Origin of the sequence: Streptomyces decoyicus (genome assembly GCF_019880305.1) — a bacterium.
Lineage (GTDB): Bacteria > Actinomycetota > Actinomycetes > Streptomycetales > Streptomycetaceae > Streptomyces > Streptomyces decoyicus.
Window position 1 is genome coordinate 667,388 of sequence record NZ_CP082301.1, and the last position, 20,526, is coordinate 687,913.

Sequence of the window (20,526 nt, forward strand, 5' to 3'; positions counted from 1 at the left end):
CAGCGCGGTGCGTTCACTGGTCGGCCGCACCACGTCGGTACCGGTGGGTCCGGTAGTACTCGAGCAGCTCGCCGTCGTCGTCGAGCTTCACCTCGTAGGTCGCGAGAAGGCTCGTGGTGTCCGGAATCCGCGCCAGCTCCAGCACGTCCACCTCGACACACCAGCCGTCGTCGGTGCGCCGTACCGCCGTGACACCTTCCACCCGGTGACTGATCAGGCTCTGCAACATCTCAGCGGCCCGGCGAGCCACCGCACCGGGATCGTTCGTCGGCTTCTTCTTGTCTTTCCGGGCAGCCGAGGACGACCGAACCCGCGTTCGGGATTGTTCTGCCATACACCAAGTCTCGTCGCCCTCGTGACCTGTGCATCTTCAATGGGGCCAAATGATGCGACCCGGCGGGACGACGACGGCACGAGAGGACCGGCGGCGGCAGCCCGGGCCGCGGGGAACGCACAATGCCTTCCGGTTCTGTGGCAGAACCGGAAGGCATCCATGGCGCGTGACGTGGTGGTTCAGCTGATCTGCGGAGGAACGAGGACGCGTTCACGGCCCAGCGACCTGGTCGTGGTGTCGCCGTACAGGACGAGCTGTCCGCCGGGCCAGCGAGCGATCAGATCGTCCTGGCGGGTACCGCCGCCGAAGGCTCCGGAGACGACGAGGCCGGTGTTGCGCCACGCGGACTTCGCGGGCCGGAGCCGGCGTTCCGCGGCGGCGGTGAGGCCCTTGGCCCCGGTGTTCTCGTAGACGGTGACTTCACCGTCGGACCACGCGACGAACAGGTCCTGGTCGCCGGCCGCGGTGGCGAAGTCGCCGGCGGCGATGTCACGGGCGTGCGGCCATGTCGTGTTGCGCTTGGTGAGCCGCTTCTCCGCGTGCAGGCCCTTGCCGTCGACGTTGGTGTAGAGCGTCACCTCGCCGTCGGACCAGCGCACCACCAGGTCGTCGCGTCGGGTGTTGCCGCCGCCGAAACGGCCGGCGGTGAGGCCGGAGGCATGCGTCCAGGTGTCGTTGGGGCCCTTGAGCTGGACCGCTTGGGTGAACTTGTTGGTTTCGTCGACGTCCTTGTAGAGGGTCAGCTTGCCGTCGGCCCAGCGGACGAGGAGGTCGTCGGTGGTGTTGCCGGTGAATTCGCCCGCGGTGACGACCTTCGCCTGCTTCCAGGGCCCGTCCTTCTTGGCGAGCTGGATGTCCTTGGCGAAGCCGTACCGGCGGTTGCCGGGGTAGAGCGAGACCTCTCCGTCGGACCAGCGCACGATCAGGTCACCGGTGCCGTTGCGCACCGAGTCGGTATGGAACCGGCCGGTGGTCAGGCCCGTGGCGTGCTGCCAAGTGGACGCGCTTCCCAGGGGGTTGACGGTGTCCGGCGCCGCGTCGTCGACCGCCTGGTGGTAGAGACGGAAGACGTCGTTGTCGAACTGCGAGGTGTAGGAGACGTCGTCGCTGAGTCCGCCGGTCTTGTAGCCGCCGATGGCGCCGACGAGGTTGCCGCGGCTGCCGTCGAAGTTCTCCAGGAACGGTCCGCCGCTGACGCCGGAACGGTAGCCGGCACAGGTGATTTCCATGAACCGGCCCTGGAAGGCCCTGGTGTCGTTCGTGCACTGCAACGGCGTCTTCTGACCGCCCGGGTAGCCGATGACCGTGACATCACGGCGGGCCAGCTGGGTGGCGGGGACGGAGGTGAGGCTGTTGCCGCGGCCGACGGCGTCTTCCAGCAGCTGCCCCTGGGAGTTGGGGCCGACGCGCAGGAAGGCGAAGTCCACATCGTCGCTGGGTGACTTGGCCAGGTACCGGCTGTCGATCCAGACCTTGCCCTGCTCCATCGGGAAGATGCCGTACGGGGTCTCCCCGGACTGGCCCGCCTGCGACGCCCCGGCACGGTAGCCCGGCACGAACGCGACATTGCGGTACGGCTTGTCGCTCTTCAGGCAGTGCGCCGCCGTGAGGACCAGACTCTTGGTCGACGAGGCCACGGCACTGGCGGTGCAGAACTGGTTGGGGGTGGGCGATCCGTCGTCGTTGCGGATCAGGAACACCCCGACCGTGGCGACTCCGGCGTGCGCCGGATGGCTCGGCACGGCCGACGAACGGTTGCCCGCCGCCGCACCGGTGCGACGCCGCTCGTCCGGGAGCTTCTCGGTGTCCCGCACCGCGTCCACGGGGACGGCGGAACGGATGCGCTCAGGTGTCCAGTAGCGCTCCGCCTCCTGGGCCTTGCGTATCTCCTCCGGCGTCACGCCCTTGGATGGCTTCGCCGTGTCGTCCGGTGCGGGAGTCGCCGCGGGGGCGGTGGAGGCCGGCGACGGCCGGTTGCCCGGCAGCGACCGGTAGGCGCCGTGGTACGTGATCTCATTCCCGTCGGCCGGAGCCGAGGGGTGAGCGGCGACGGCCGGCACGGCAGGAACGATCGAGGCGCAGACGCCGATGGCGGCGGCGCGCCCCCAGGTTATTCGTTTCATGAGCCTGTCTATGGAAGAAGTGACATCGATGCGGCCGCGTCAGGTCCTGACGCGGCGCTTCACGGGCAGGGCCGGGGTGTCGTCGGCGCCGTCAGTGCAGGCGCTCGGGTGGCCGTTCCCGGGCACCGCGGCCGGAGACCTTGGCGACATCGGTCGTGCCGTCAGCGGGAATACGGGCGGCGCCGGCAGCGTGCCGCGCGGTCTTCCGGGCGTGGACGCCGGGGGCCGCCGAGGTCACATGGCCGTTCTCGGCGCGCGGGAGCGGCAGCTTGTTCCAACAGCACGTAACCGACTGCGGGAGCGGGAGGTCACCGGGGTCCTTCCGGGAAGGGCGACGGCGCAACCGCGGTCCCCCCATGAATGTAACGGCAGCATAAGAAGCGGGAGGAAGGTATCACGAAACCACAGACAAAAACGGACAGTGTTGGTTTGTGAAGAATCACGGTGAGTGCGGCGCCTTCGCCCTCGTCGGCGGCGCGCGCTCCCGCGCGTGATCCCGGCGGCCCGGCGCCCGGTGACAATGGCTTGTTTCCCGGTGTGGTGCGACCCGTTCCTCCAGGTTGGGTGAACAGGGTCGGGGAATGCGCCGGTTGCGAAGGACGGGTGTACGTGTACGACTACATCATCGTGGGTGCCGGGTCGGCGGGCTGCGTTCTGGCCGCCCGGCTCAGTGAGGACGAGAACACCCGGGTTCTGCTCATCGAGGCCGGGCCCGCGGACGATGCCCAGGAGATCCACGTTCCGGCCGCCTTCAGCCAGCTGTTCCAGACGAAGTACGACTGGAGCTACCTCAGCGCCTGCGAACCGGGCCTCGACGGCCGGCGCCGCTTTCTGCCCCGGGGGCGGATGCTCGGCGGTTCGTCGTCGATGAACGCGATGATCTACATCCGCGGAAACCGGCGCGACTACGACGCCTGGGCCGCGGCCGGCGCCGAGCAATGGGGCTGGGACGACGTCCTCCCCTACTTCCTGCGCGCCGAGGACTTCCAGGGCGAGCTGCCACCGTGGCACGCCGCCGGCGGTCCGCTGACCGTCAGCGAAGGCCGCTCCCGGCATCCGCTGATGGCTGCTTGGGTGGCGGCCGCCCAGGAGGCCGGCCACCCCTTCACCGCCGACTTCAACGGCCCGGAACAGGACGGCGTCGGCTACTACCACCTCACCCAGCGCGACGGCCTGCGCTGCAGCACGGCCGTTGCCTATCTGCGGCCGGCCCTGACCCGGCCGAACCTCGAAGTGCTCACCGGCTCCCAGTGCACCCGCATCCTGTTCGACGGCGACCGCGCCATCGGCGTCGAGCTGGAGCAGGGCGGGGAGCTGCTGCAACGGCGCGCCGAGCGGGAGGTGGTGCTGTCGGCCGGTGCGTACAACTCCCCGCAGCTGCTGATGCTTTCCGGCATCGGCGTGGCCGGGGAACTGACGGCCTGCGGTATCACGCCTCTGGTGGACCTCCCGGTGGGCGAGAACCTTCAGGACCACCCGCATGTCGGCCTGTCCTATCTGACCGACACCGCAACCCTGTTGACCGCCGAGACGCCGGACAATGTGCGTTTGCTGGAGACCGAGGCCCGCGGCCCGCTCACGTCCAACGTCGGCGAGGTCGGCGGCTTCCACCGGACCCGCGAGGGGCTGGACGCACCGGACATCCAGGTACACGCCGCCCCGGTGATGTTCCACGAGGAGGGCATCAGCCCCGTCACCGACCACGCCTTCATGTTCGGCGCGGTCCTGCTCACCCCCACCAGCCGGGGCAAGGTCTCGCTGCGGTCGGCGATGCCCAGTGCCGCACCGCACATCCTGCACAACTATCTGGCCACGGAGGACGACCGCGCGACGATGGTACGGGCACTGAGGATGCTGCTGGACATCGCCGACCGGCCCAGTCTGCGCAAGCACCGCCGCGCCGACCACCGCGTTCCCCGCACCACGGACGACGCCGGGTTGCTGGACTTCGCCCGTCGTGAGCTCCAGACCCTGTACCACCCGGCGGGCACCTGCTCGATCGGCCCGGTGGTGGACTCCCGGCTCAGGGTGCACGGGGTGGACGGCCTGCGGGTGGTGGACGCCTCGGTGATGCCCACCGTGGTGCGGGGCAACACCAACGCACCCACGATCATGATCGCGGAGAAGGCGGCGGACATGATCCGCGGCCTCCCTGCACTGACCTGACGTGACCTGCACTGACCTGCACTGACCTGACCGGCGGCGGGCCCGGCGCATGCGGCACCGTCACTCTCCGCGCCGGGCCGGTCCTTTCGGGGGGCACCGCATCGCGCTGGGACGCCGGGGCGCCGGGGCGCGTCTCTCGCATCGCCCCGGTCCCGCGCTGCCCGGCACGACACCTTCACGCCCGCTGCGCGGCGACGCCCTCGCTCTCGTTCTCGCCCTCGCTGCTCTCGCTCTCGCCTCCCAGGTGTACGCGTCCTTCGCGGAGCATGTGGAGGCTGTCGGTGTAGGTGGTGACGAGGTCGAGTTCGTGGCTGACGAGGACGAGGGTCAGGCCGCGTTCGGCGCGCAGGCGGGTGAGGAGTTCCATGACCGCGGTGGCCGTCGTCGGGTCCAGCGCCGAGGTGACTTCGTCACAGAGCAGCAGGTCGGGGTCGGTGGCCAGGGCGCGGGCTATGGAGGCTCGTTGACGCTGGCCGCCGGACAGCTCATGGGGATAGCGGCCGGCGAAGTCGGCGGGCAGGCCCACGTCGTCGAGGAGTTCGCCGACGCGGGCCGGCCTCGCGGACCTGCTGACGGTGCGGTGGAGTTGCAGGGGGCGGGTGAGGGACGCGCCGATGGTGCGGGCGGGGTTGAGGGCGCCCAGGGGGTTCTGCGGGACGAGCTGGATGCGCCGTTGCTGGTCACGGTTGCGCTTGCGGGCGGTGGCGGGCAGCGGCCGGCCGTTCCAGGTGAGGGTGCCGGCGTCGGGTTTCTGGAGGCCTGCCAGGGTCCGCAGCAGTGTGGTCTTGCCGGATCCGGAGGGACCTATGAGACCGGTGGCCGAGCCGGGCGGGGCGTGGAAGTCGGCCTCCTTCAGGGCCTGGTGCGTGTGGCCCCGGTGGATGAAGGCGACGTCCAGACGCGCGGCGCGCAGACCGTCATCGGGGGCGGCCGGGGGTCCGGGGGTGCGGGAGCGGCCGGGCTTGCGGACCGGAGCGGGGGCCGCATGGACCGGGGCGGGGGCGCGGAGGGTGCTGACGGTGTCCGCGCAGGCCTCGACGACCTGCGGATCGTGGCAGGCCAGGATGACGGCGATGCCACGGTCGGTGGCGAGCCGGCGCAGCAGGGCGACGATCTCGTCGCGCAGGGCCGAGTCGAGGCCGGCCGTGGGTTCGTCCAGCAGAAGCACATCGGGGTGCCGGGCCAGGGCGCGGGCCAGCGCGAGCCGGCGTTGCTGCCCGCCGGACAGGGCGCCGGGGCGGTGGTGGGCGAGCTCGGCGGGCAGCCGGCACTCGGTCATCAGGGCCGCGACGGCCCGGGGCGTGGGGTCGGTGGCGACTTCGGCGATCAGTTGTCCGGCGGTCATCCGGGGATTGAGTGCGGAGCCGGGATCCTGTCCGACGTAGGCGATGCGGTGGCGGCGCAGGGCGCGCAGGGCGTCGGGCGCGAGGGTGAACACGTCCTGGCCGAAGACCTCGACGGAGCCGGAGGTGACCTGGGCCCCTGGGGGCAGGTCTCCGATGAGGGCACGGAGCAGAGTGGTCTTCCCGGAGCCCGAAGGGCCGGTGAGCGCGGTGATCCGGCCGGTTCGCAGGCCGAGGCCGGTGTTCTGGAGCAGCGCCGGGCCGTCGGGGAGGCCGATGGCGAGATCGGTGACCGTCACCGGCGGCAGGGAGTCGGTCATGGCCGAGGAAGTGTCCTGGGGGGTGGGCGCGGAACGGCCGGTGGTGGTCATCGCAGGGCGGCCCTTCGGGCGGTGGCGGGCGCCAACGCGTTGGCGGCGAGGTTGACGCTGATGGCGAGCAGGCCGATGGCAAGTCCGGGAGCGACGACGGCCCAGGGGTTGAGGAGGATGCCGGCTCCGTTCTCACGGATCATCAGTGCCCAGTCGGCTTCCGGAGGTTGCGGGCCGAGTTGGAGGAAGCCGGCCATGGAGATGACGTAGACGGCGTCGACGAAGCGCAGACCGAACAGGGCCAGGACGGTGGCGCGGAGATTGGGCAGGATTTCCCGCAGGGCCAGGTGCCCGATGCGTTCGCCGCTCGCGGTGGCCGCTTCGATGAATCCCGTGGTGGCGAGCGGAGCGGCTGCGCCGGCGACGATGCGGACGGCGTAGGGGGTGCCCAGGAAGATGGCCACCACGGTGATGGCGAGGCGGCCCCCGCCGGGCCAGGCGAGGGCGAGCAGCATGATGCCCAGGACGGGCGGCAGCAGGATCGCGGTGTCCGCGATGCGTTCGACGAGTCGGCCCAGGCGGGGGCTGAGGACGGCGAAGCAGCCCAGCAGCGTGGCCAGCAGCGTGATGGTGACGGCCACGATCAGGGCGTTGCCGATCAGCGCGCTGCCGCCGTGCAGCAGCCGGCTGAGGACGTCGCGGCCGAGCTGGTCACCGCCCAGGAGGGCTGCACCGCCGGCTTCGGCGTAGGGCTCGGTAACGGGTTTGTCGAGGGGGTGGGCGGCGAGCAGCGGGCCCGTCACCGCCACCAGGACCAGCAGGGCGGCGGGCGCGATCGGCGCGAGGATCCGTGGCCGGCTGCGGCGGGCGGGCGCCGCCGGGCGGCGGACCGCGGTGGCGGTCATGGGCGGGCTCCCAGGGTGCGGGCGCGGACAAGGTCGGCGAGGAGGAGGACGACGGTGATCAGCGCGGCCGCGCAGGCGACGACGCCGGCGATGACGGGGGTGTCGCGGTCGGCCACGGCACCGGCCAGAACGGCCCCGATGCCCGGGTAGTTGAAGAGGGTCTCCACCACGACCGCGCCGCCGAGCAGGGGGCCGGTGGCGGTGGCCACTCCGGTGGCGATGGCGGGCCAGGCGCCGGGCAGGGCGTGCCGCAGCAGGATCCGCCGGGTGGGCAGGCCGTCGAGGTGGGCGGCCTCCACATGTGGTGTCGAGGCCTGGTCGGCGAGCGCGGCCCGCACGATCCGGGTGTTCCAGCCGGTCTGCGGGATGGTCAGGGCCAGCACCGGCATCACCAGCATGCTCCAGCTCGCCGGAGAGCCGTCGGCGCTGGTGACCGTGGCGGCCGGCAGCCAGCCCGTCCACAGGGACAGGGCCAGCAACAGGCCGACGGAGACCACGAATTCGGGCAGTGCGAAGGCGGCGGTGGAGGTGAGGTCCACGATGCGGTCCACGGTGCCCCGGGGGCGGGCGGCGGCCCACAGGCCGAGGGCGAGCGCGCCGAGAGCGGTCAGGACGAACGCCGTGGCGCCCAGCAGGACGGTGTTGGGCAGGGGGTCGGCGAGCAGGTCGGTGACGCGCTCGCCGCGGGCCGAGGTGCCGAGGTCGCCGGTGGGCAGGGCGGTGATCCAGTCCCAGAAGCGTTCCCACACCGGCCGGTCCAGGCCGAGCAGATGCCGGCGGGCGGCGACGCCCGCGGCGCCCTCGCCGCGTTCGGAAGTGGCCGAGGCCGCGTCACCGGGCAGCAGCTCGATCGCGGCGAACACCACGGCGAGCAGCACCAGCAGCATCACGAGGCGTTTGCCCACGAGGGCGGCGGCCCGCAGGCCGAGGACACCGGCGCGGCGCGCGGGCGAGGCCCCCACGGGCCGGGTGACGGCCTCGGCCGGCCGCGTGGTCGTGTCGGTCACCTGGCCAGCCAGACGTTTTCGAGCTGGACGCGTCCGTAGCCGGGGAGCTTGGGCAGGCCGTGGACCTTGGGGGCGGCCAGGTCGATGCCGTCGGCCATACCCCACAGCAGGTAGCCGGAGGCGTCGTGTTCGATCTGCTGGAGTTCGCGCAGCGCGGCCGTGCGTGCCGTTGGATCGGCCGCGGCGATGGCCTTGTGGTAGGCGGCGTCGAAGCCCTTGTCGGACCAGTCGGCTTCGTTCTCGCCCGATCCGGTGGTCATGGTCTTGGAGGCGAAGAAGACGAGGGAGTCGTTGGTGCCCCAGTAGTTGGTGTAGAGGTCGCCCTTGAGCCAGGTCTTCTGGTAGAAGGTGCCGGATTCCTGCTTGACGACCTTGATCTTGACGCCGGCCTCGCGGGCCTGGGAGGCGAACAGCGTGGCGGACTCCGCGAGTCCGGGGACGTCCTCGGTGGTGACCAGCTCGTAGGTCCGGGAGAGGTCGAACTCGGCTTCCTTGAGCAGCTTCTTGGCCTTGGTCAGGTCGCGGTGGCGCTGCGGGATGCTCTTGGCGTAGTCGGGGTCGGCCGTGCCCAGGATGTCGTTGGCGACCGTGCCGTACCCGGACAGGACCTGCTTGACCATCGCCTCGCGGTCCACGACGAGCTTCATGGCCTCGCGGACCTTGGGGTCGGCGAACGGGCCGCCGGAGGTGCGCATCACGACCGGCATCGCCATGTCGTCGGGGCGCCGGACGACCTGGATGTCCTTGCGTGCGTCGGCGGTGCGGGCGGCCACGGGACCGGCGTTGGAGGCCACGTCGATCTGGCCGGACATCATGGCGTTCGCCATCGCCTGCGGGCTCTCGAACATGGTCACCTCGATGGCGTCGAGGTAGACCTGGCCGCCGTGCCAGTGCTCGTTGCGCAACAGGCGGGCGTTGCCGCCCCGGTACCAGTCGAGCTTGAAGGGGCCGGTTCCGGGGGCCTTGGCCATGTCCTTGTCGGGGGTGTTCTTCTTGAGGATGAACGTCGACAGGCGCATCATCACGGGAAGTTCGGCATTGGCGAAGTCGGAGACGACCACGACGGTGTCCTTGCCCTCCGCCGTGATGTGGTCCGCCTTCATGCCGGGCAGGCGGGCAGCGCCGGCGGGGGTGTGGCGCAGGCGGCGCAGCGACCACACCACGTCGTCGGCGGTGACCGGCGTCCCGTCGTGGAAGGTCGCGCCCTTGGCGATGGTGAAACGCCAGGTCTTGAGGTCCTTCGACGGCTTCCAGGAGGACGCGAGGCGGCCGACGGCGTTGTCCTTGAGACCCGGTGCGGTGAGGGTGTCGTGGACGAGGGCGATGACGAGGTAGTCGCTCTCGTTGCCCTGGACACCGTGCGGATCGCGGACGATGGCCGAGGACCGGCCGAGCGCGCCGATGCGGAGAGTGCCGCCCTTTCTCGGCTTGCCACCGGAGCCGGAGGACGCCGCGTCGTTGCCGCCTCCGCATGCGGCGAGCAACGCCGCCGCGCCCATACCGCCGCCGGCCCAGAGCACCTGACGCCTGTTCCAGTTCACGTTGCCTCGTTCCACTCAGGGTCGCTTGCTTAGGTTTGCCTACCCTAATGACAACCGTTTCCGCAAGGGCGCGCGACGCTGAAGACATCGATTGATTGACGTCAACAGGGCTTTATCAGGCGCGAGTTGAGCAAAACGACCCAGAGCGCCCAATATCTAGTTAGGTTTGCCTTACCTCACTCCCGTCGGTAGTTTCGTCACCGTCCGCCGGACTCCGGGCACCGGGTGGCACCGGTGGCACCGCCAAGTCGCCCTGCTTTCCGGGCTGTCGAGTGCTGCGCCACCCCGCACGCCTCAACCGGCCCGCAGTCCCCCACCCGCAACGGAACGGACCACCTCGACATGAGCACGGGAGCCGCACCCGTCCGTCAGCTCGACGCCACCGGCGCCGGTGAACTGCGCCAGGCCGCCGAGAAGATCCTCGCCGAATTCGGCACCTCCGCCACCTCCCCCGAACTCCTCGCCCGTGTCGCCGAATTCGCCGCCCAGCTGAGCGAGTCCATCCGCCACGAGCTGCGCCCCGTCGACACCGACGCGGGCCTGTTCGTCCTGCGCGGGCCGGAGGTCGACGACACCGAGATAGGCCCCACCCCTTCGAGTTGGGCCACGGCCGGCGACAGCGCCGCCGTCCACGACATCGTCCTGCTGCTGCTCGCCACCGTCATGGGCAACCCCATCGCCTGGGAAGGCCAGCAGGACGGCCGCTTCGTGCACAACATCGTCCCCGCCCCCGGTCACGAGACCGAGCAGACCGGCGCCAGCAGCACCGTCCTGCTCAGCCCGCACACCGAGGACGCCTTCCACCCAGGGCGGGCCCACCTGCTGATGCTCGGCTGCATGCGCAACCACGACCACATCGCCACCACCGCCGCCAGCATCCGCAACGTCCGGCTCTCCGAGGCGGACACCGCGCTGCTGACCCGCCCACGGCTGCCGATCCTGCCCGACGACGCCTACACCGAGGCCCGGAATTTCGACGACGGGAAGCCGCCCGGCGTGCCGACGCTCTTCCACGCCCGGGACGGCCTCACCCTCCGCTTCGACCCGGCCTACACCCCGCTCGATGACGCGACCCCCGCCCACCGGGCCGCGTACGAGCGTCTCTCGGCCGAACTCGCCCGCGTCTCGGGCGCCGTGAGCCTGAGCCCCGGCGAGGTCCTGGTCGTCGACAACGATCTCGTCGTGCACGGCCGCGTCCCCTTCCAGGCCCGCTACGACGGCACCGACCGCTGGCTCAAGCGCGCCTCCGTCCGCGTCCCCGCGCGCCGGACACGCCCCCTGGCCGAGCAGGACGAGCACGGTTACGGTCAAGCCGCCATCGAAGCCCACGCCGCCTGACCGCCCCCACGCCCCACCAAGGACGGACATGACCGAGACCACCGTGGCCGACGAAGCCCACCCCATACCCGCCGACGACAAGAACCTGCGCATCCTGTCGACGACGGACCTCGCCGGGATCGACATATCCCTGGCCGACGTCGTCGCGACCGTCGAAGGCGCCTACCGCACGCTGCACGCAGGCCGGTCGGACAACCCCCGCAAGCTCACCGTCAAGCCCGACGACGGGCACTCGGTCTCCTACGCGATGCTCGGCCGGGACGGCTCCCGCAACGTCGTCGCCATCAAGACCTCCTACAAGCACGGACTCGACAAGGGCCGCGACGACCAGCACTACTACACCGCGCTCACCCTCTACGACGACGTCACCGGCCTGCCCGTCGCGATGATGGACTGCGGCCGCATCGGCTCACTGCGCACCCCCGCCGTCTCCGCCCTCCTGGCCCGGGAATGCGCCCGGCCCGGCGCCCGCAGCGCCCTGGTCATCGGCACCGGCACCCAAGGCCGCCTGGCCCTGCCGTTCCTGCTGACGACCCTCCCGGACCTGGACCGTCTGATGCTCTTCGGCACCCACCCCGAGGGCATCGACGCCGTACATGCGGAGTTGCGCGCGCACTTCCCGGACCGGGACGTGGAGATCGTCACCGATCTGCGGGCCGCGGCAGCCGACGCCGACATCGTCGTCGCCACCGCCGGCGCGCACACCCCGGCAGCCGTCGAGGCCGGGTGGCTCAAGCCGGGCGCGCTGTCCATCCTGGTGGGTCACGGGCTGGCGCCCTCCACCCTGCACCGCGCCGACCGCGTCGTGGCGACCAGCGAGGCGCAAATGAAGGTCACCGGCACCGACATGGCCGGCGACAACGGCGAATTCCCGCCCGTCGACACCGAGTTCCCGCCCGTCGTCGCCGGCATCACCGCGGGCCGCCGCTCGGCTCAGGAACGCATCTTCGCCTACAACAGCGGCCTCGTCGTCACCGACATCGCGCTGGGCCACCGCTTCGCCCAACTCGCCCTCGACCAGGGCCTGGGAGTGCAGGTGCCGCTGTGGCAGTGACCGGCCTCCCCACCGCGCCAGTGCCGACCCTGCCCGCCCACACCGACCCGGACACCGACCGGGTGCTGGACAGCGGCCTGCTGCACGAGCTGTCCTACGCCTTCGGCGGCCCCTTCCACTTCCTGCTCCCGCACCGCTTCGACGCCAACCTCGCCGCCCTCCGCACCGCGCTGAGCGACGCCGGGGTCGAGGGGCGGGTGTACTACGCGAAGAAGGCCAACAAGGCGGCCGTGTGGATGGAGCGCTGCGCCGCCCACCAGGCGGGCGTCGACGTGGCCAGCGTCGGGGAGCTGCGCGAGGCCCTCGGGCACGGGGTGCGCGGCGAGAACCTCGTCGTCACCGGACCGGCCAAGAGCGACGAGCTGCTGCGGCTGGCCCTCCTCCAGGGGTGTCTGATCGCCGTCGACGCGCTCGACGAACTGGACCTGCTCATCACGCTCGCGCTGACCGGTACGGTGCGCCCGGCCCGGCTGCTGCTGCGCCGTCTGCCGCCCGCACAGCCGCACAGCCGCTTCGGCCTGACCGCCGCCGAGGTCGAGGCCGCGCTGGACCGGTGCGTGCGGGCCGGGGACGCGGTACGGATGGAAGGCTTCAGCTTCCATCTGTCCGGCTATGCCACCCAGCCGCGCGCCGACCTCGCCGGCGAACTCGTCGACCTGTGCCTGAAGGCCCGGGTGCTGGGTCTGCAGGCCGACCGCATCAGCATCGGCGGCGGCTTCGCCGTCGACTACAGCCCCGCCGACCACTGGCGCACCTTCCTCGCCGACCAGCGCCCCGAGCACTACCACGCACACAAGGCGTTCCGGAGCGGCGACTTCTACCCCTACCACTCGCCCGTCGCCGGAGCCGGCGCGCTGCGCACCATCCTGGCCGCCGTCCCCGAGGGCGGGCGGACCAGCCTGGCCGAACTCCTCAAGGAGACCGGGACGTTGCTGATGATGGAGCCCGGCCGCGCACTGCTGGACGGAGCGGGCGCCACGGTCTTCTGCATCCAGGGCGTCAAGGACCGTGAGGGTTACCGCATCATCACCGTCGACGGCACCAGCCTGAGCCTGTCCGAGCAGTGGTTCAACAGCGAATACCTCCCCGACCCGCAGCTGGTGACCCCCGCCGGCCGGCCAAACGGCGGCGAAACGCACCCCGCGTGTGTGGGGGGAGCCTCGTGCCTGGAGTCGGACATGGTCACCTGGCGCAAGGTCCCCTTCCCCGCTCGCCCGCGGGTCGGCGACCTCCTCGTCTACCCGAACACGGCCGGCTACCAGATGGACTCCAACGAGTCCCCCTTCCACGACCTGCCGCTGCCGCCCAAGGTCGTACTGGACCGACTGGGCAACCGCCCGCGCTGGCGCCTGGACCGCCGCCCCGCATGCTGACCTTCGACCCGCCCAGGAGTGTTCCCATGAACGAGGCCCTCGCGCGCCCCGCCGTGGTCTCCCGCATATCCGACCTCATCGGATACACCCCGCTGCTGGAGCTGTGCCGCACCGAAACGGGCAGTCGCCTCCTGCTCAAGCTGGAGATGTACAACCCGACCGGCACCGCCAAGATCCGCATGGCCCGCGCAATGGTGGACGCCGCCGAGCAGGCCGGCGAACTGCGGCCCGGCGGCCGCATCATCGAATCCACCTCCGGCAACACCGGCCTCGGCCTTGCGGTCATCGCCGCCGAGCGCGGCTACACCTTCACCGCCATCGTCGACCACCACGCCGCCGCCGACAAACTGCGCGGCATGCAGGCGCTCGGCACGGAGCTGGTCTACGTCGTCGACGACGGCACCGAGGAACTGGCCACCGCCGCCCGCGAAGAGCTCGCCGAGGAGATGGCCCGCGGCCAGGACAACACCATCTTCACCGAGCAGCACAACAACCCCGCCAACGGCGTCGGCTACTTCCCCGTCGCCCACGAACTCCACCAGGCACTCGACGGGGAGATCGACGTCGTGATCGGCGCGGTCGGAACCGGTGGCATGCTCTGCGGCACCACCCGTGAACTGCGCAAGCTCGTACCCGACTTCACCACCATCGGCGTCGAACCGAAGGGGTCGATTGCCTTCGGCGGCCCCGCGCACGACTACTACCAGTCGGGGACCGGCACGCCCGAAGGCGCCGAGATCGGTGCCCTCGTCGACTTCGACCTGATCGACGAGGGCGTCAAGGTCGGGGACGTCGAAGCCTTCGCCACCGCTCGCGCGCTCGCCCGCACGGGACTGCTCATCGGCGGCTCGGCCGGCGGAGTCGTCCACGAGGCCCTGACCCGCCTGCCCTCGCTCCCGCCGGGCAGCACCATGGTCGCCCTGGTCAATGACGGGGGCGAAAAGTACCTGGACACCGTCTTCAACGACGACTGGATGAACGCCCGCCACCTCCTCGATCCCGCCCTGGAGCGGGAGATCGACGAGAAGATCACCAAACTCCGCAGGATTTGATGCCCGCCATGCAGCTGACCACCCTCCTCCGCGACAGTCGCGCCCTGGCCACCCTCGCCGTCCCGCTGATCCTCACGCAGCTCGCACAGGTCGCACTGACCACCACCGACACCGTGATGATGGGCATACTCGGCACAGCCGACCTCGCGGCGGGGGGACTGGCCATCGTCCTCTTCAACCAGCTGCGCACCATGGGCGTCGGCCTCGTCACCTCCGTCGGCAACCAGATAGCCGCCGCCTCCGCCCGCGCGGAGTCGGCCCAGGACACCGGGCCGGGCACCGCGCGGGACGAGAGCGACGACGAGGTGCGCGAGATCGTCCGCGCCAGCCTCGCCGTGGCCACCCTCGCCGGTATCGCCGGCGCCGTGCTCATGCTGCTCATCGGGCAGACGCTGACCCTCCTGGGACAGGAGGCCGACGTCGTCGCCCGCGTGCAGACCATGCTGCTGGCCCTCGCGCCCGGTCTGGTGCCCTGCCTCTGGTTCCAGGCCATCCGCCAGTTCACCGTCGGAATGCGCCGTCCGCAGGCCCTGCTCCAGATCACCATCGCCTCCGTCGCCGTCAACGCCGGCATCAACTGGGTCCTCATCCACGGCACCTGGGGCCTGCCGAAGCTCGGCCTGCCGGGCGTCGGCGTGGCCACCACCCTGGTCTACCTGCTGTCCTTCCTGGCCCTCTACCTGTCGGCGAAGAAGGACGCGGTCCTCGCCCCCCTCCTCAGCCTCAACATCGCCAAGGCCGACCGCGCCACCGCCCGCCGTCTGGTCCGGCTCGGCATACCCATCGCCGCGACCTACGGCTCCGAAGCCGGCTTCTTCTCCGTCACCGCCCTGATGGCCGGCTCGTTCGGCAGCGCCGCCCTGGCCGCGCACACCGCCGTCAACCAGCTCGTCTACATCGTCTTCCAGGTCGCCGTCGGCCTCTCCCACGCCGCGTCCATCAACGTCAGCCGGGAACTCGCCCTCGGCCGCACCGAGGCCGCGCTACGCATCAAGAACACCGCCCTGGCCTGCGCCGGAGCCGTCATGGTCGTGGTGGGCATCGGCTACATCACCCTGCCCGACCTGGTACTGAGCCCCTTCTTCGACACCAGCAGCGCCCGCGACGCACAGGCGGTGTCGATCGCCACCCACCTCCTCCTTGTGATCATGGTGTTGCAGTTCTTCGACTGCGCCCAGAACATCGGCGTCGGACTCCTGCGCGGCCTCGACGACACCAAGAGCGGCTTCCGCATCACCCTCGTCGGCTACTGGGCCATCGGCCTGCCCGCCGCATGGCTGCTGGGCTACGCCGCCGGGCTCCACACCCTCGGCATCTGGCTCGGCCTGCTCACCGGCCTCGCCGCCACCGCCATCCTGCTCCTGCGCCGCTACAGCGCAAGCCTGCGCGCGAAGTTCACCGCACAGCAGGCGGTGCCCACGGCGTGAGCCGGCCCCTCGGGCCTGCGCAGCACCGTCTCGTATCGTGCGCCCCGCTTCCCGGTCGCACCGGAAAGCGGGGCTCCCGAACGCTCCGGCCGCGGTACACCGGCCTTGATGAGGCTCGGTCGCTCCGTGCCTACAGCGAACCGCCTCTCAGAACACGGTCGAGTGCTGCCCGGCCCGCGGGTCCCCATGTCGGCTTGCCGCCAGGAAGGCCCCGGTCGCCGTTCTGGCCCATGAGCATGAGGAACAGGCTCTTCAGGGCGGCCAGCCCGCGGGCGCGCCGGATCGTCCCCTCGTCTGCCTGCGCGTATGCGTCGAAGAAGGGTGAGGCGGAGTCGGCGGGAAGGAGGACCCATGCGGCCGCGAGGTCCCACGCCGGATCGCCGGCGAACATGTCACCGAAGTCGATCACGCCCGAGAGCGTCCCGTCCGAGACGACGACGTTCGCGGGATGAAGGTCGCCGTGCACCCAGAGCGGCGGGCCCTCCCACTCGGGCGCCGCGACGGCGTCGTCCCAGACAGCCCGGACATCGTCGGCGAGGTCGTCGGGGACGACGGCGTGGAAGAAGTGGTCGAATCCGTCCGTGCACTTCTTGGGGTGGTCGCCGCGGTCCTCAGTGATCGGCGCGTCTTCGGGCGCCTCCACGTGGAGTGCCTTGAGGAAGCCCGCCAGAGTGTCGGCCGCGTGGTCGCCGCGGCTGATGGAGGTGTAGTCCAGTGGCTCGCCGGGGACCCACGTCATGATGGTCCAGGGCTTCGGGAAGCGCGCAGACGGTTCACCGATCCGTACGGGGTGGGGGACCGGAAGCGGCAGGCGCGGGGCCAGGACGGGCAGCCACCGGCACTCCTTGCGCAGGAGGTCCGGGGCACCTTCTGTACGCGGCATGCGCACAGCCAGGTCGTCCCCGAGGCGCCACATTTGGTTGCCCCACCCACCCGCTACTTCGCGGATGGCCAGCCCGGCAAGGTCCGGATGCTGATCCTGCAGCAGGTTGTGGACGAGGTCTGCGGTGATCTCGATCTCGGAATCGGTCATGCGCAGCCACTGTACTGGGACAGGCGAACGGCTCTCGTAGGGTCCTGACCGGCAGGTCTTGTGACCGCTGCCGATCTGGATCCGGCTCCGCCGGCCATCCGCGACCGGCTAGCTGTCCGAGCCGGTTGCCGACTGCGGTGCTTCGACGACGAAGAACAGGAAGTGGGGATGGGTCGAAAGTTCCCGGAAGCCGTCCGGGAACAGCTCACGGGCGGCCGGGGCGGGCTGCGGCTCGCTGATGACGGAAAGGCGGAAGCCGGCTGTGGTGAAGGCATCGGTCATCGCGTGCAACGGCCTGCGCCAGAGCCGTATCGGGACGGACTGCCCCTTGAGGGTCCAGTCGAAGGTATAGCTGGTGGTCGCGTGGTAGTCGGGCCGAGGGTCCCGGTGCGCGTAGGCAGTGAAAGGGTGGCTCACCGAGGCGATCAGCCGCCCGCCGGGCCGGAGCACGCGTTGCAAGTCGGCAAGCGTCGGCCCCCAGTCCTCCAGGTAATGCAGGACGAGCGACGCCACCACGTCGTCGAAACTGTCGTCGTCGAACGGCAGGGGGTCGCTCAGATCGGCCACGTGCAGGCAGGCGTCGTCACCGAGCCGCCTCCTGGCCAGCGCCAGCATTCCGGCGCTGGCGTCGATGCCGGTGACAACTGCACCACGGTCGCGCAGGGCAGCGGTCAGGGGGCCTGAACCGCAGCCGGCGTCCAGAATCTGACGGCCAGTCACGTCTCCCGCGAGCGCCAACATCGCGGGCCGCTCGTAGTATGCGTTGACGAGGCTGTTCTCGTTCTCTGCCGAGTATGTTGCGGCGAAGCTGTCGTAGTCGTTCGCCTGGTCTGCAGACTGCATCGTTGCAGCCTAGGCGGTTTCGTTCAGATCACCGGACCGTTGGTCCGGATGTGCGCGTCGACCGACGCATCAAGTGCTTGGCGTTACCGGCTGTTCTGCTGGTCCCCAAGGCCGTACGCGCCTCAGGGCGCCAGCTCGCCGTCGAAGACGGTGACCGCCTGCCCCAGCAGGGTGACCCGGTCACCGTGCAGCTCGACGCCCACCCGCCCGCCGCGCGAGGACAGTTGCACACCGGTGAGTTCCGTACGCCCCAGCCGGCCCGCCCAGTGGGGTGCGAGGACACAGTGGGCGGCGCCGGTGACCGGATCCTCGGGGATGCCGGCGGCGGGGGCGAAGACCCGGGAGACGAAGTCGTGGTCGGCGCCGTCGGCGGCACGCGCGGTCACGATGACCGCCCGGCCGCTGAACTCGGCCAGCGCGGCGATGTCCGGGGCCAGATCACGCACCGCCGACGCGTCCGCCGGCTCCACGAGCAGATCGTGCCGGGCGCTGCCCGTCCACCGCGGCTCGGTCCCGAGCGCCTTGGCGAGTCCCTCCGGCACGGGGACGGCGGTCGGCGGATCCGCGGGGAAGTCCAGGGTGAATGCTCCCTGACTGTGCCGACGGGCGGTCAGCACACCGCTCAGGGTGTCGAACCGCAGGGCGGCGTCGGGCCGGATGCCCTGTGTCGCGTGGAGGACGTGCGCGGTGGCCAGGGTGGCATGACCGCACAGATCGACCTCCACGGTGGGTGTGAACCACCGTAGCCCGTAGGTGTTTTCCGCTACCGGGTGCACAAAGGCGGTTTCCGGCAAGTTGAATTCGGCGGCGACCCGCTGCATCCAGGCTGCGTCGGCAGGTTCTTCCAGCAGACACACCCCGGCGGGGTTCCCGGCGAACGGCCGGTCGGTGAACGCATCGACGATGAAGGCACGCATGCCCCCGACGCTACGTGCCGGTGGCGCCTCGCGGGCGAATTCCCGAGATCGCCGAAGGCCGGCCCGGTGGCGTACGGGGCGGACACGCTCACCGCACGCCCACCGGACGAGGAGTCCCCTCCCCCGCCGGGTCCCCCGGGGCAGACCCGGACGAAGGGCGCCGGACTCCGCCCCCGGAGCTCCCGAGCCATTCGGGTGAACCGCGACGACGGGCCGGACCGCGGCCGCCGCCGCGCCCCCTGCCCCGGAGCCCGGGTGCGGGGAAAGCCACCGCCGGGCCGTGGCGCGGTGCGGAGGTGTCCCGGCGGGCGCGGGCACCGGGCGCCTCATAGATTGGCACGGGCGGGGACCGTGAGCCGGAGGAGGATGGGCAGGGAGCGCGTGCGGAGACCGGAGCTCGATCATGCGGCGCTGTTCGCAGCGACACCGAGCGCTTGCCTGGTCCTTGACCCGGACCTCGTGATCGTGGACGTCAACCAGGCATACCTCCAGGCAACCGGGCGGACCCGGGACGATCTGCTCGGGCAGTACGTCTTCGACGCCTTCCCCGACAACCCCGCGGACCCCGACGCCGAAGGCGTACAGAACCTGCATCCCTCGCTGAACCGGGTGCTGGCTTCCGGGGAGCCGGACACGATGGCGGTCCAGCGGTACGACATCCCCGTTGCCGGTCAGCCGGGCCTGTTCGAGGAGCGCTGGTGGTCCACCATCAACACTCCCGTCATCGGTCCGGGCGGCACGGTGGCCTGGATCATCCACCGGGTGGAGGACGTGACGGCGTTCGTGCACTCCCGCCGGGCCCGTCAGATGCCGGGCGGGCAGCTGAGCGAGCGCGAGGAGGCGATGGAGGCCGAGCTGTACGTCCGGGCGCGTGCGCTGCAACACCTCAACGAGGAACTGCGCCGGGCCCATGCCCGCGAACGCCAGGTCGCGCTCACCCTCCAGGAGGCCATGCTCCACTCCCCCGACCTCGCCCGGCACCGCGACATCGCGGTGCGCTACCTCCCCGCCATCGGCTCACTGAACATCTGCGGCGACTGGTACGACATCGTCGACCTCCCGGGGGAGGCATTCGCCGTCGCGGTCGGAGATGTCGTCGGTCACGGGCTGGAGGCCGCCGCCGTCATGGGCATGCTCCGCAGCGCCCTCAGCGCCGCCGCCCGCTCGGTCGTGGGACCCGCCCAGGCACTGAAGGTGCTGGGCCTGTACGCCCGCTCCGTCGACAAGGCGCTGGCCACCACCGTCGTCCAGGTACTGATCGACACCGGCCGCCACGAGGTCACCTACAGCAGCGCAGGTCACCCACCCCCCGTCCTGCTGCACGCCGACGGCACCCACACGCTCCTGGACCAGGCCACCGACCCGCCCCTGGGCGCCCACCCCGAGCATGAGCCACGCCCCCAGGCCCGCCTTGCCTACACCCCCGGCGACACCCTCGTCCTCTACACCGACGGGCTCATCGAACGCCGCGACGAAGACATCGACGCCAGTCTCGCCCGCCTCACCGACGCCCTCTCCCGCTTCAGCAGGTTCAGCCCGGAACGCCTCGCCGACGCACTGCTGGCACGCCTCGGCGTCAGCGCCGGTGCCCGCGACGACATCGCCCTGGTCATCGTCCGCCTCTAGCCCCGAAGGACCATGCGCGCAACTCGACCAGCGGATGCAGCCAGGAGATGTGTCCCGCACGATAGGGGACACAAGAAGATCCAGATCCTCGAACTGCTTCGGGGTGGCCCATGACAGAGCATGCAGGACTTCA

General features: G+C 70.9%; 16 protein-coding genes. 7 read left to right on the forward strand and 9 right to left on the reverse strand.

Going from position 1 to position 20,526, the window contains the following annotated elements; genetic code table 11:
• Positions 1-13: 13 nt before the first annotated feature.
• A complete protein-coding gene (locus K7C20_RS02730; protein WP_030078003.1) occupies positions 14-334 on the reverse strand; it encodes a gas vesicle protein GvpO in 321 nt (106 codons plus the stop codon).
• Positions 335-513: 179 nt separating this feature from the next.
• Positions 514-2,457, reverse strand: a complete 1,944-nt coding sequence (locus K7C20_RS02735) for a trypsin-like serine peptidase (protein ID WP_150127341.1) — start codon at positions 2,455-2,457, stop codon at positions 514-516.
• Positions 2,458-3,066: 609 nt separating this feature from the next.
• Between K7C20_RS02735 and K7C20_RS02740 the strand changes: the two genes are divergently transcribed.
• A complete protein-coding gene (locus K7C20_RS02740) occupies positions 3,067-4,623 on the forward strand; it encodes a GMC family oxidoreductase (RefSeq protein WP_030078009.1) in 1,557 nt (518 codons plus the stop codon).
• Between the two features lie 175 nt (positions 4,624-4,798).
• On the opposite strand, the gene K7C20_RS38950 is transcribed toward K7C20_RS02740, so the two are convergent.
• The 4 genes from K7C20_RS38950 to K7C20_RS02760 all read right to left on the reverse strand — a co-directional run bounded on the left by K7C20_RS38950 (position 4,799) and on the right by K7C20_RS02760 (position 9,730).
• Positions 4,799-6,337: an ABC transporter ATP-binding protein gene (locus K7C20_RS38950; protein ID WP_053210396.1), complete on the reverse strand. Its 1,539-nt coding sequence runs from the start codon at positions 6,335-6,337 to the stop codon at positions 4,799-4,801.
• Entirely contained in the window at positions 6,334-7,182 is an 849-nt protein-coding gene (locus K7C20_RS02750) for an ABC transporter permease (protein WP_053210395.1), read from the reverse strand. The genes K7C20_RS38950 and K7C20_RS02750 overlap by 4 nt, the downstream gene beginning before the upstream one ends.
• Positions 7,179-8,069 carry an ABC transporter permease gene (locus K7C20_RS02755; RefSeq protein WP_030078013.1) on the reverse strand — a complete coding sequence of 297 codons (891 nt, stop codon included), beginning with the start codon at positions 8,067-8,069 and terminating at the stop codon, positions 7,179-7,181. The genes K7C20_RS02750 and K7C20_RS02755 overlap by 4 nt, the downstream gene beginning before the upstream one ends.
• Positions 8,070-8,185: 116 nt before the next feature.
• Positions 8,186-9,730, reverse strand: coding sequence for an ABC transporter substrate-binding protein (locus K7C20_RS02760; RefSeq protein WP_030078015.1), 1,545 nt, complete (start codon positions 9,728-9,730; stop codon positions 8,186-8,188).
• A 342-nt stretch (positions 9,731-10,072) separates the two neighbouring features.
• Between K7C20_RS02760 and K7C20_RS02765 the strand changes: the two genes are divergently transcribed.
• From K7C20_RS02765 to K7C20_RS02785, 5 genes are read left to right on the forward strand one after another with little or no spacing between them, the layout of a single operon-like run.
• Positions 10,073-11,068: a TauD/TfdA family dioxygenase gene (locus tag K7C20_RS02765; RefSeq protein WP_030078017.1), complete on the forward strand. Its 996-nt coding sequence runs from the start codon at positions 10,073-10,075 to the stop codon at positions 11,066-11,068.
• Between the two features lie 28 nt (positions 11,069-11,096).
• Entirely contained in the window at positions 11,097-12,122 is a 1,026-nt protein-coding gene (locus tag K7C20_RS02770; protein WP_030078019.1) for an ornithine cyclodeaminase, read from the forward strand.
• Entirely contained in the window at positions 12,113-13,495 is a 1,383-nt protein-coding gene (locus tag K7C20_RS02775; RefSeq protein ID WP_030078021.1) for a type III PLP-dependent enzyme domain-containing protein, read from the forward strand. Before K7C20_RS02770 ends, K7C20_RS02775 begins: the two co-directional genes overlap by 10 nt.
• 26 nt (positions 13,496-13,521) lie before the next feature.
• On the forward strand, positions 13,522-14,547 hold the full coding sequence (locus K7C20_RS02780) for a cysteine synthase family protein (protein WP_030078023.1): 1,026 nt from the start codon (positions 13,522-13,524) through the stop codon (positions 14,545-14,547).
• 8 nt (positions 14,548-14,555) lie between these two features.
• On the forward strand, positions 14,556-15,974 hold the full coding sequence (locus K7C20_RS02785) for an MATE family efflux transporter (protein WP_409351297.1): 1,419 nt from the start codon (positions 14,556-14,558) through the stop codon (positions 15,972-15,974).
• A 130-nt stretch (positions 15,975-16,104) separates the two neighbouring features.
• Here the strand turns inward: K7C20_RS02785 and K7C20_RS02790 are convergent, their stop codons facing one another.
• From K7C20_RS02790 to K7C20_RS02800, 3 genes are all read right to left on the reverse strand, one after another.
• Positions 16,105-17,007 carry an aminoglycoside phosphotransferase family protein gene (locus K7C20_RS02790; protein ID WP_030078027.1) on the reverse strand — a complete coding sequence of 301 codons (903 nt, stop codon included), beginning with the start codon at positions 17,005-17,007 and terminating at the stop codon, positions 16,105-16,107.
• A gap of 108 nt (positions 17,008-17,115) precedes the next feature.
• The gene (locus tag K7C20_RS02795) at positions 17,116-17,850 is read right to left on the reverse strand and encodes a class I SAM-dependent DNA methyltransferase (protein ID WP_053210394.1); all 735 of its coding nucleotides are present in this window, start codon (positions 17,848-17,850) and stop codon (positions 17,116-17,118) included.
• 122 nt (positions 17,851-17,972) lie between these two features.
• Complete coding sequence (locus tag K7C20_RS02800; protein ID WP_030078030.1) at positions 17,973-18,767, reverse strand: PhzF family phenazine biosynthesis protein; 795 nt, start codon at positions 18,765-18,767, stop codon at positions 17,973-17,975.
• Between the two features lie 366 nt (positions 18,768-19,133).
• Between K7C20_RS02800 and K7C20_RS02805 the strand changes: the two genes are divergently transcribed.
• Positions 19,134-20,393: a PP2C family protein-serine/threonine phosphatase gene (locus tag K7C20_RS02805; protein ID WP_030078032.1), complete on the forward strand. Its 1,260-nt coding sequence runs from the start codon at positions 19,134-19,136 to the stop codon at positions 20,391-20,393.
• The last annotated feature ends 133 nt before the right edge of the window (positions 20,394-20,526 follow it).

Coding starts and splice junctions, on each gene's coding strand:
- K7C20_RS02770 (WP_030078019.1), top strand. CDS start 11,097: ATGACCGAGACCACCGTGGCCGACGAAGCCCACCCCATACCCGCCGAC.
- K7C20_RS02735 (WP_150127341.1), bottom strand. CDS start 2,457: ATGAAACGAATAACCTGGGGGCGCGCCGCCGCCATCGGCGTCTGCGCC.
- K7C20_RS02780 (WP_030078023.1), top strand. CDS start 13,522: ATGAACGAGGCCCTCGCGCGCCCCGCCGTGGTCTCCCGCATATCCGAC.
- K7C20_RS02755 (WP_030078013.1), bottom strand. CDS start 8,069: ATGCTGCTGGTGCTGCTCGCCGTGGTGTTCGCCGCGATCGAGCTGCTG.
- K7C20_RS02790 (WP_030078027.1), bottom strand. CDS start 17,007: ATGACCGATTCCGAGATCGAGATCACCGCAGACCTCGTCCACAACCTG.
- K7C20_RS38950 (WP_053210396.1), bottom strand. CDS start 6,337: ATGACCACCACCGGCCGTTCCGCGCCCACCCCCCAGGACACTTCCTCG.
- K7C20_RS02805 (WP_030078032.1), top strand. CDS start 19,134: ATGGGCAGGGAGCGCGTGCGGAGACCGGAGCTCGATCATGCGGCGCTG.
- K7C20_RS02750 (WP_053210395.1), bottom strand. CDS start 7,182: ATGACCGCCACCGCGGTCCGCCGCCCGGCGGCGCCCGCCCGCCGCAGC.
- K7C20_RS02785 (WP_409351297.1), top strand. CDS start 14,556: ATGCAGCTGACCACCCTCCTCCGCGACAGTCGCGCCCTGGCCACCCTC.
- K7C20_RS02730 (WP_030078003.1), bottom strand. CDS start 334: ATGGCAGAACAATCCCGAACGCGGGTTCGGTCGTCCTCGGCTGCCCGG.
- K7C20_RS02800 (WP_030078030.1), bottom strand. CDS start 18,767: ATGCGTGCCTTCATCGTCGATGCGTTCACCGACCGGCCGTTCGCCGGG.
- K7C20_RS02795 (WP_053210394.1), bottom strand. CDS start 17,850: ATGCAGTCTGCAGACCAGGCGAACGACTACGACAGCTTCGCCGCAACA.
- K7C20_RS02765 (WP_030078017.1), top strand. CDS start 10,073: ATGAGCACGGGAGCCGCACCCGTCCGTCAGCTCGACGCCACCGGCGCC.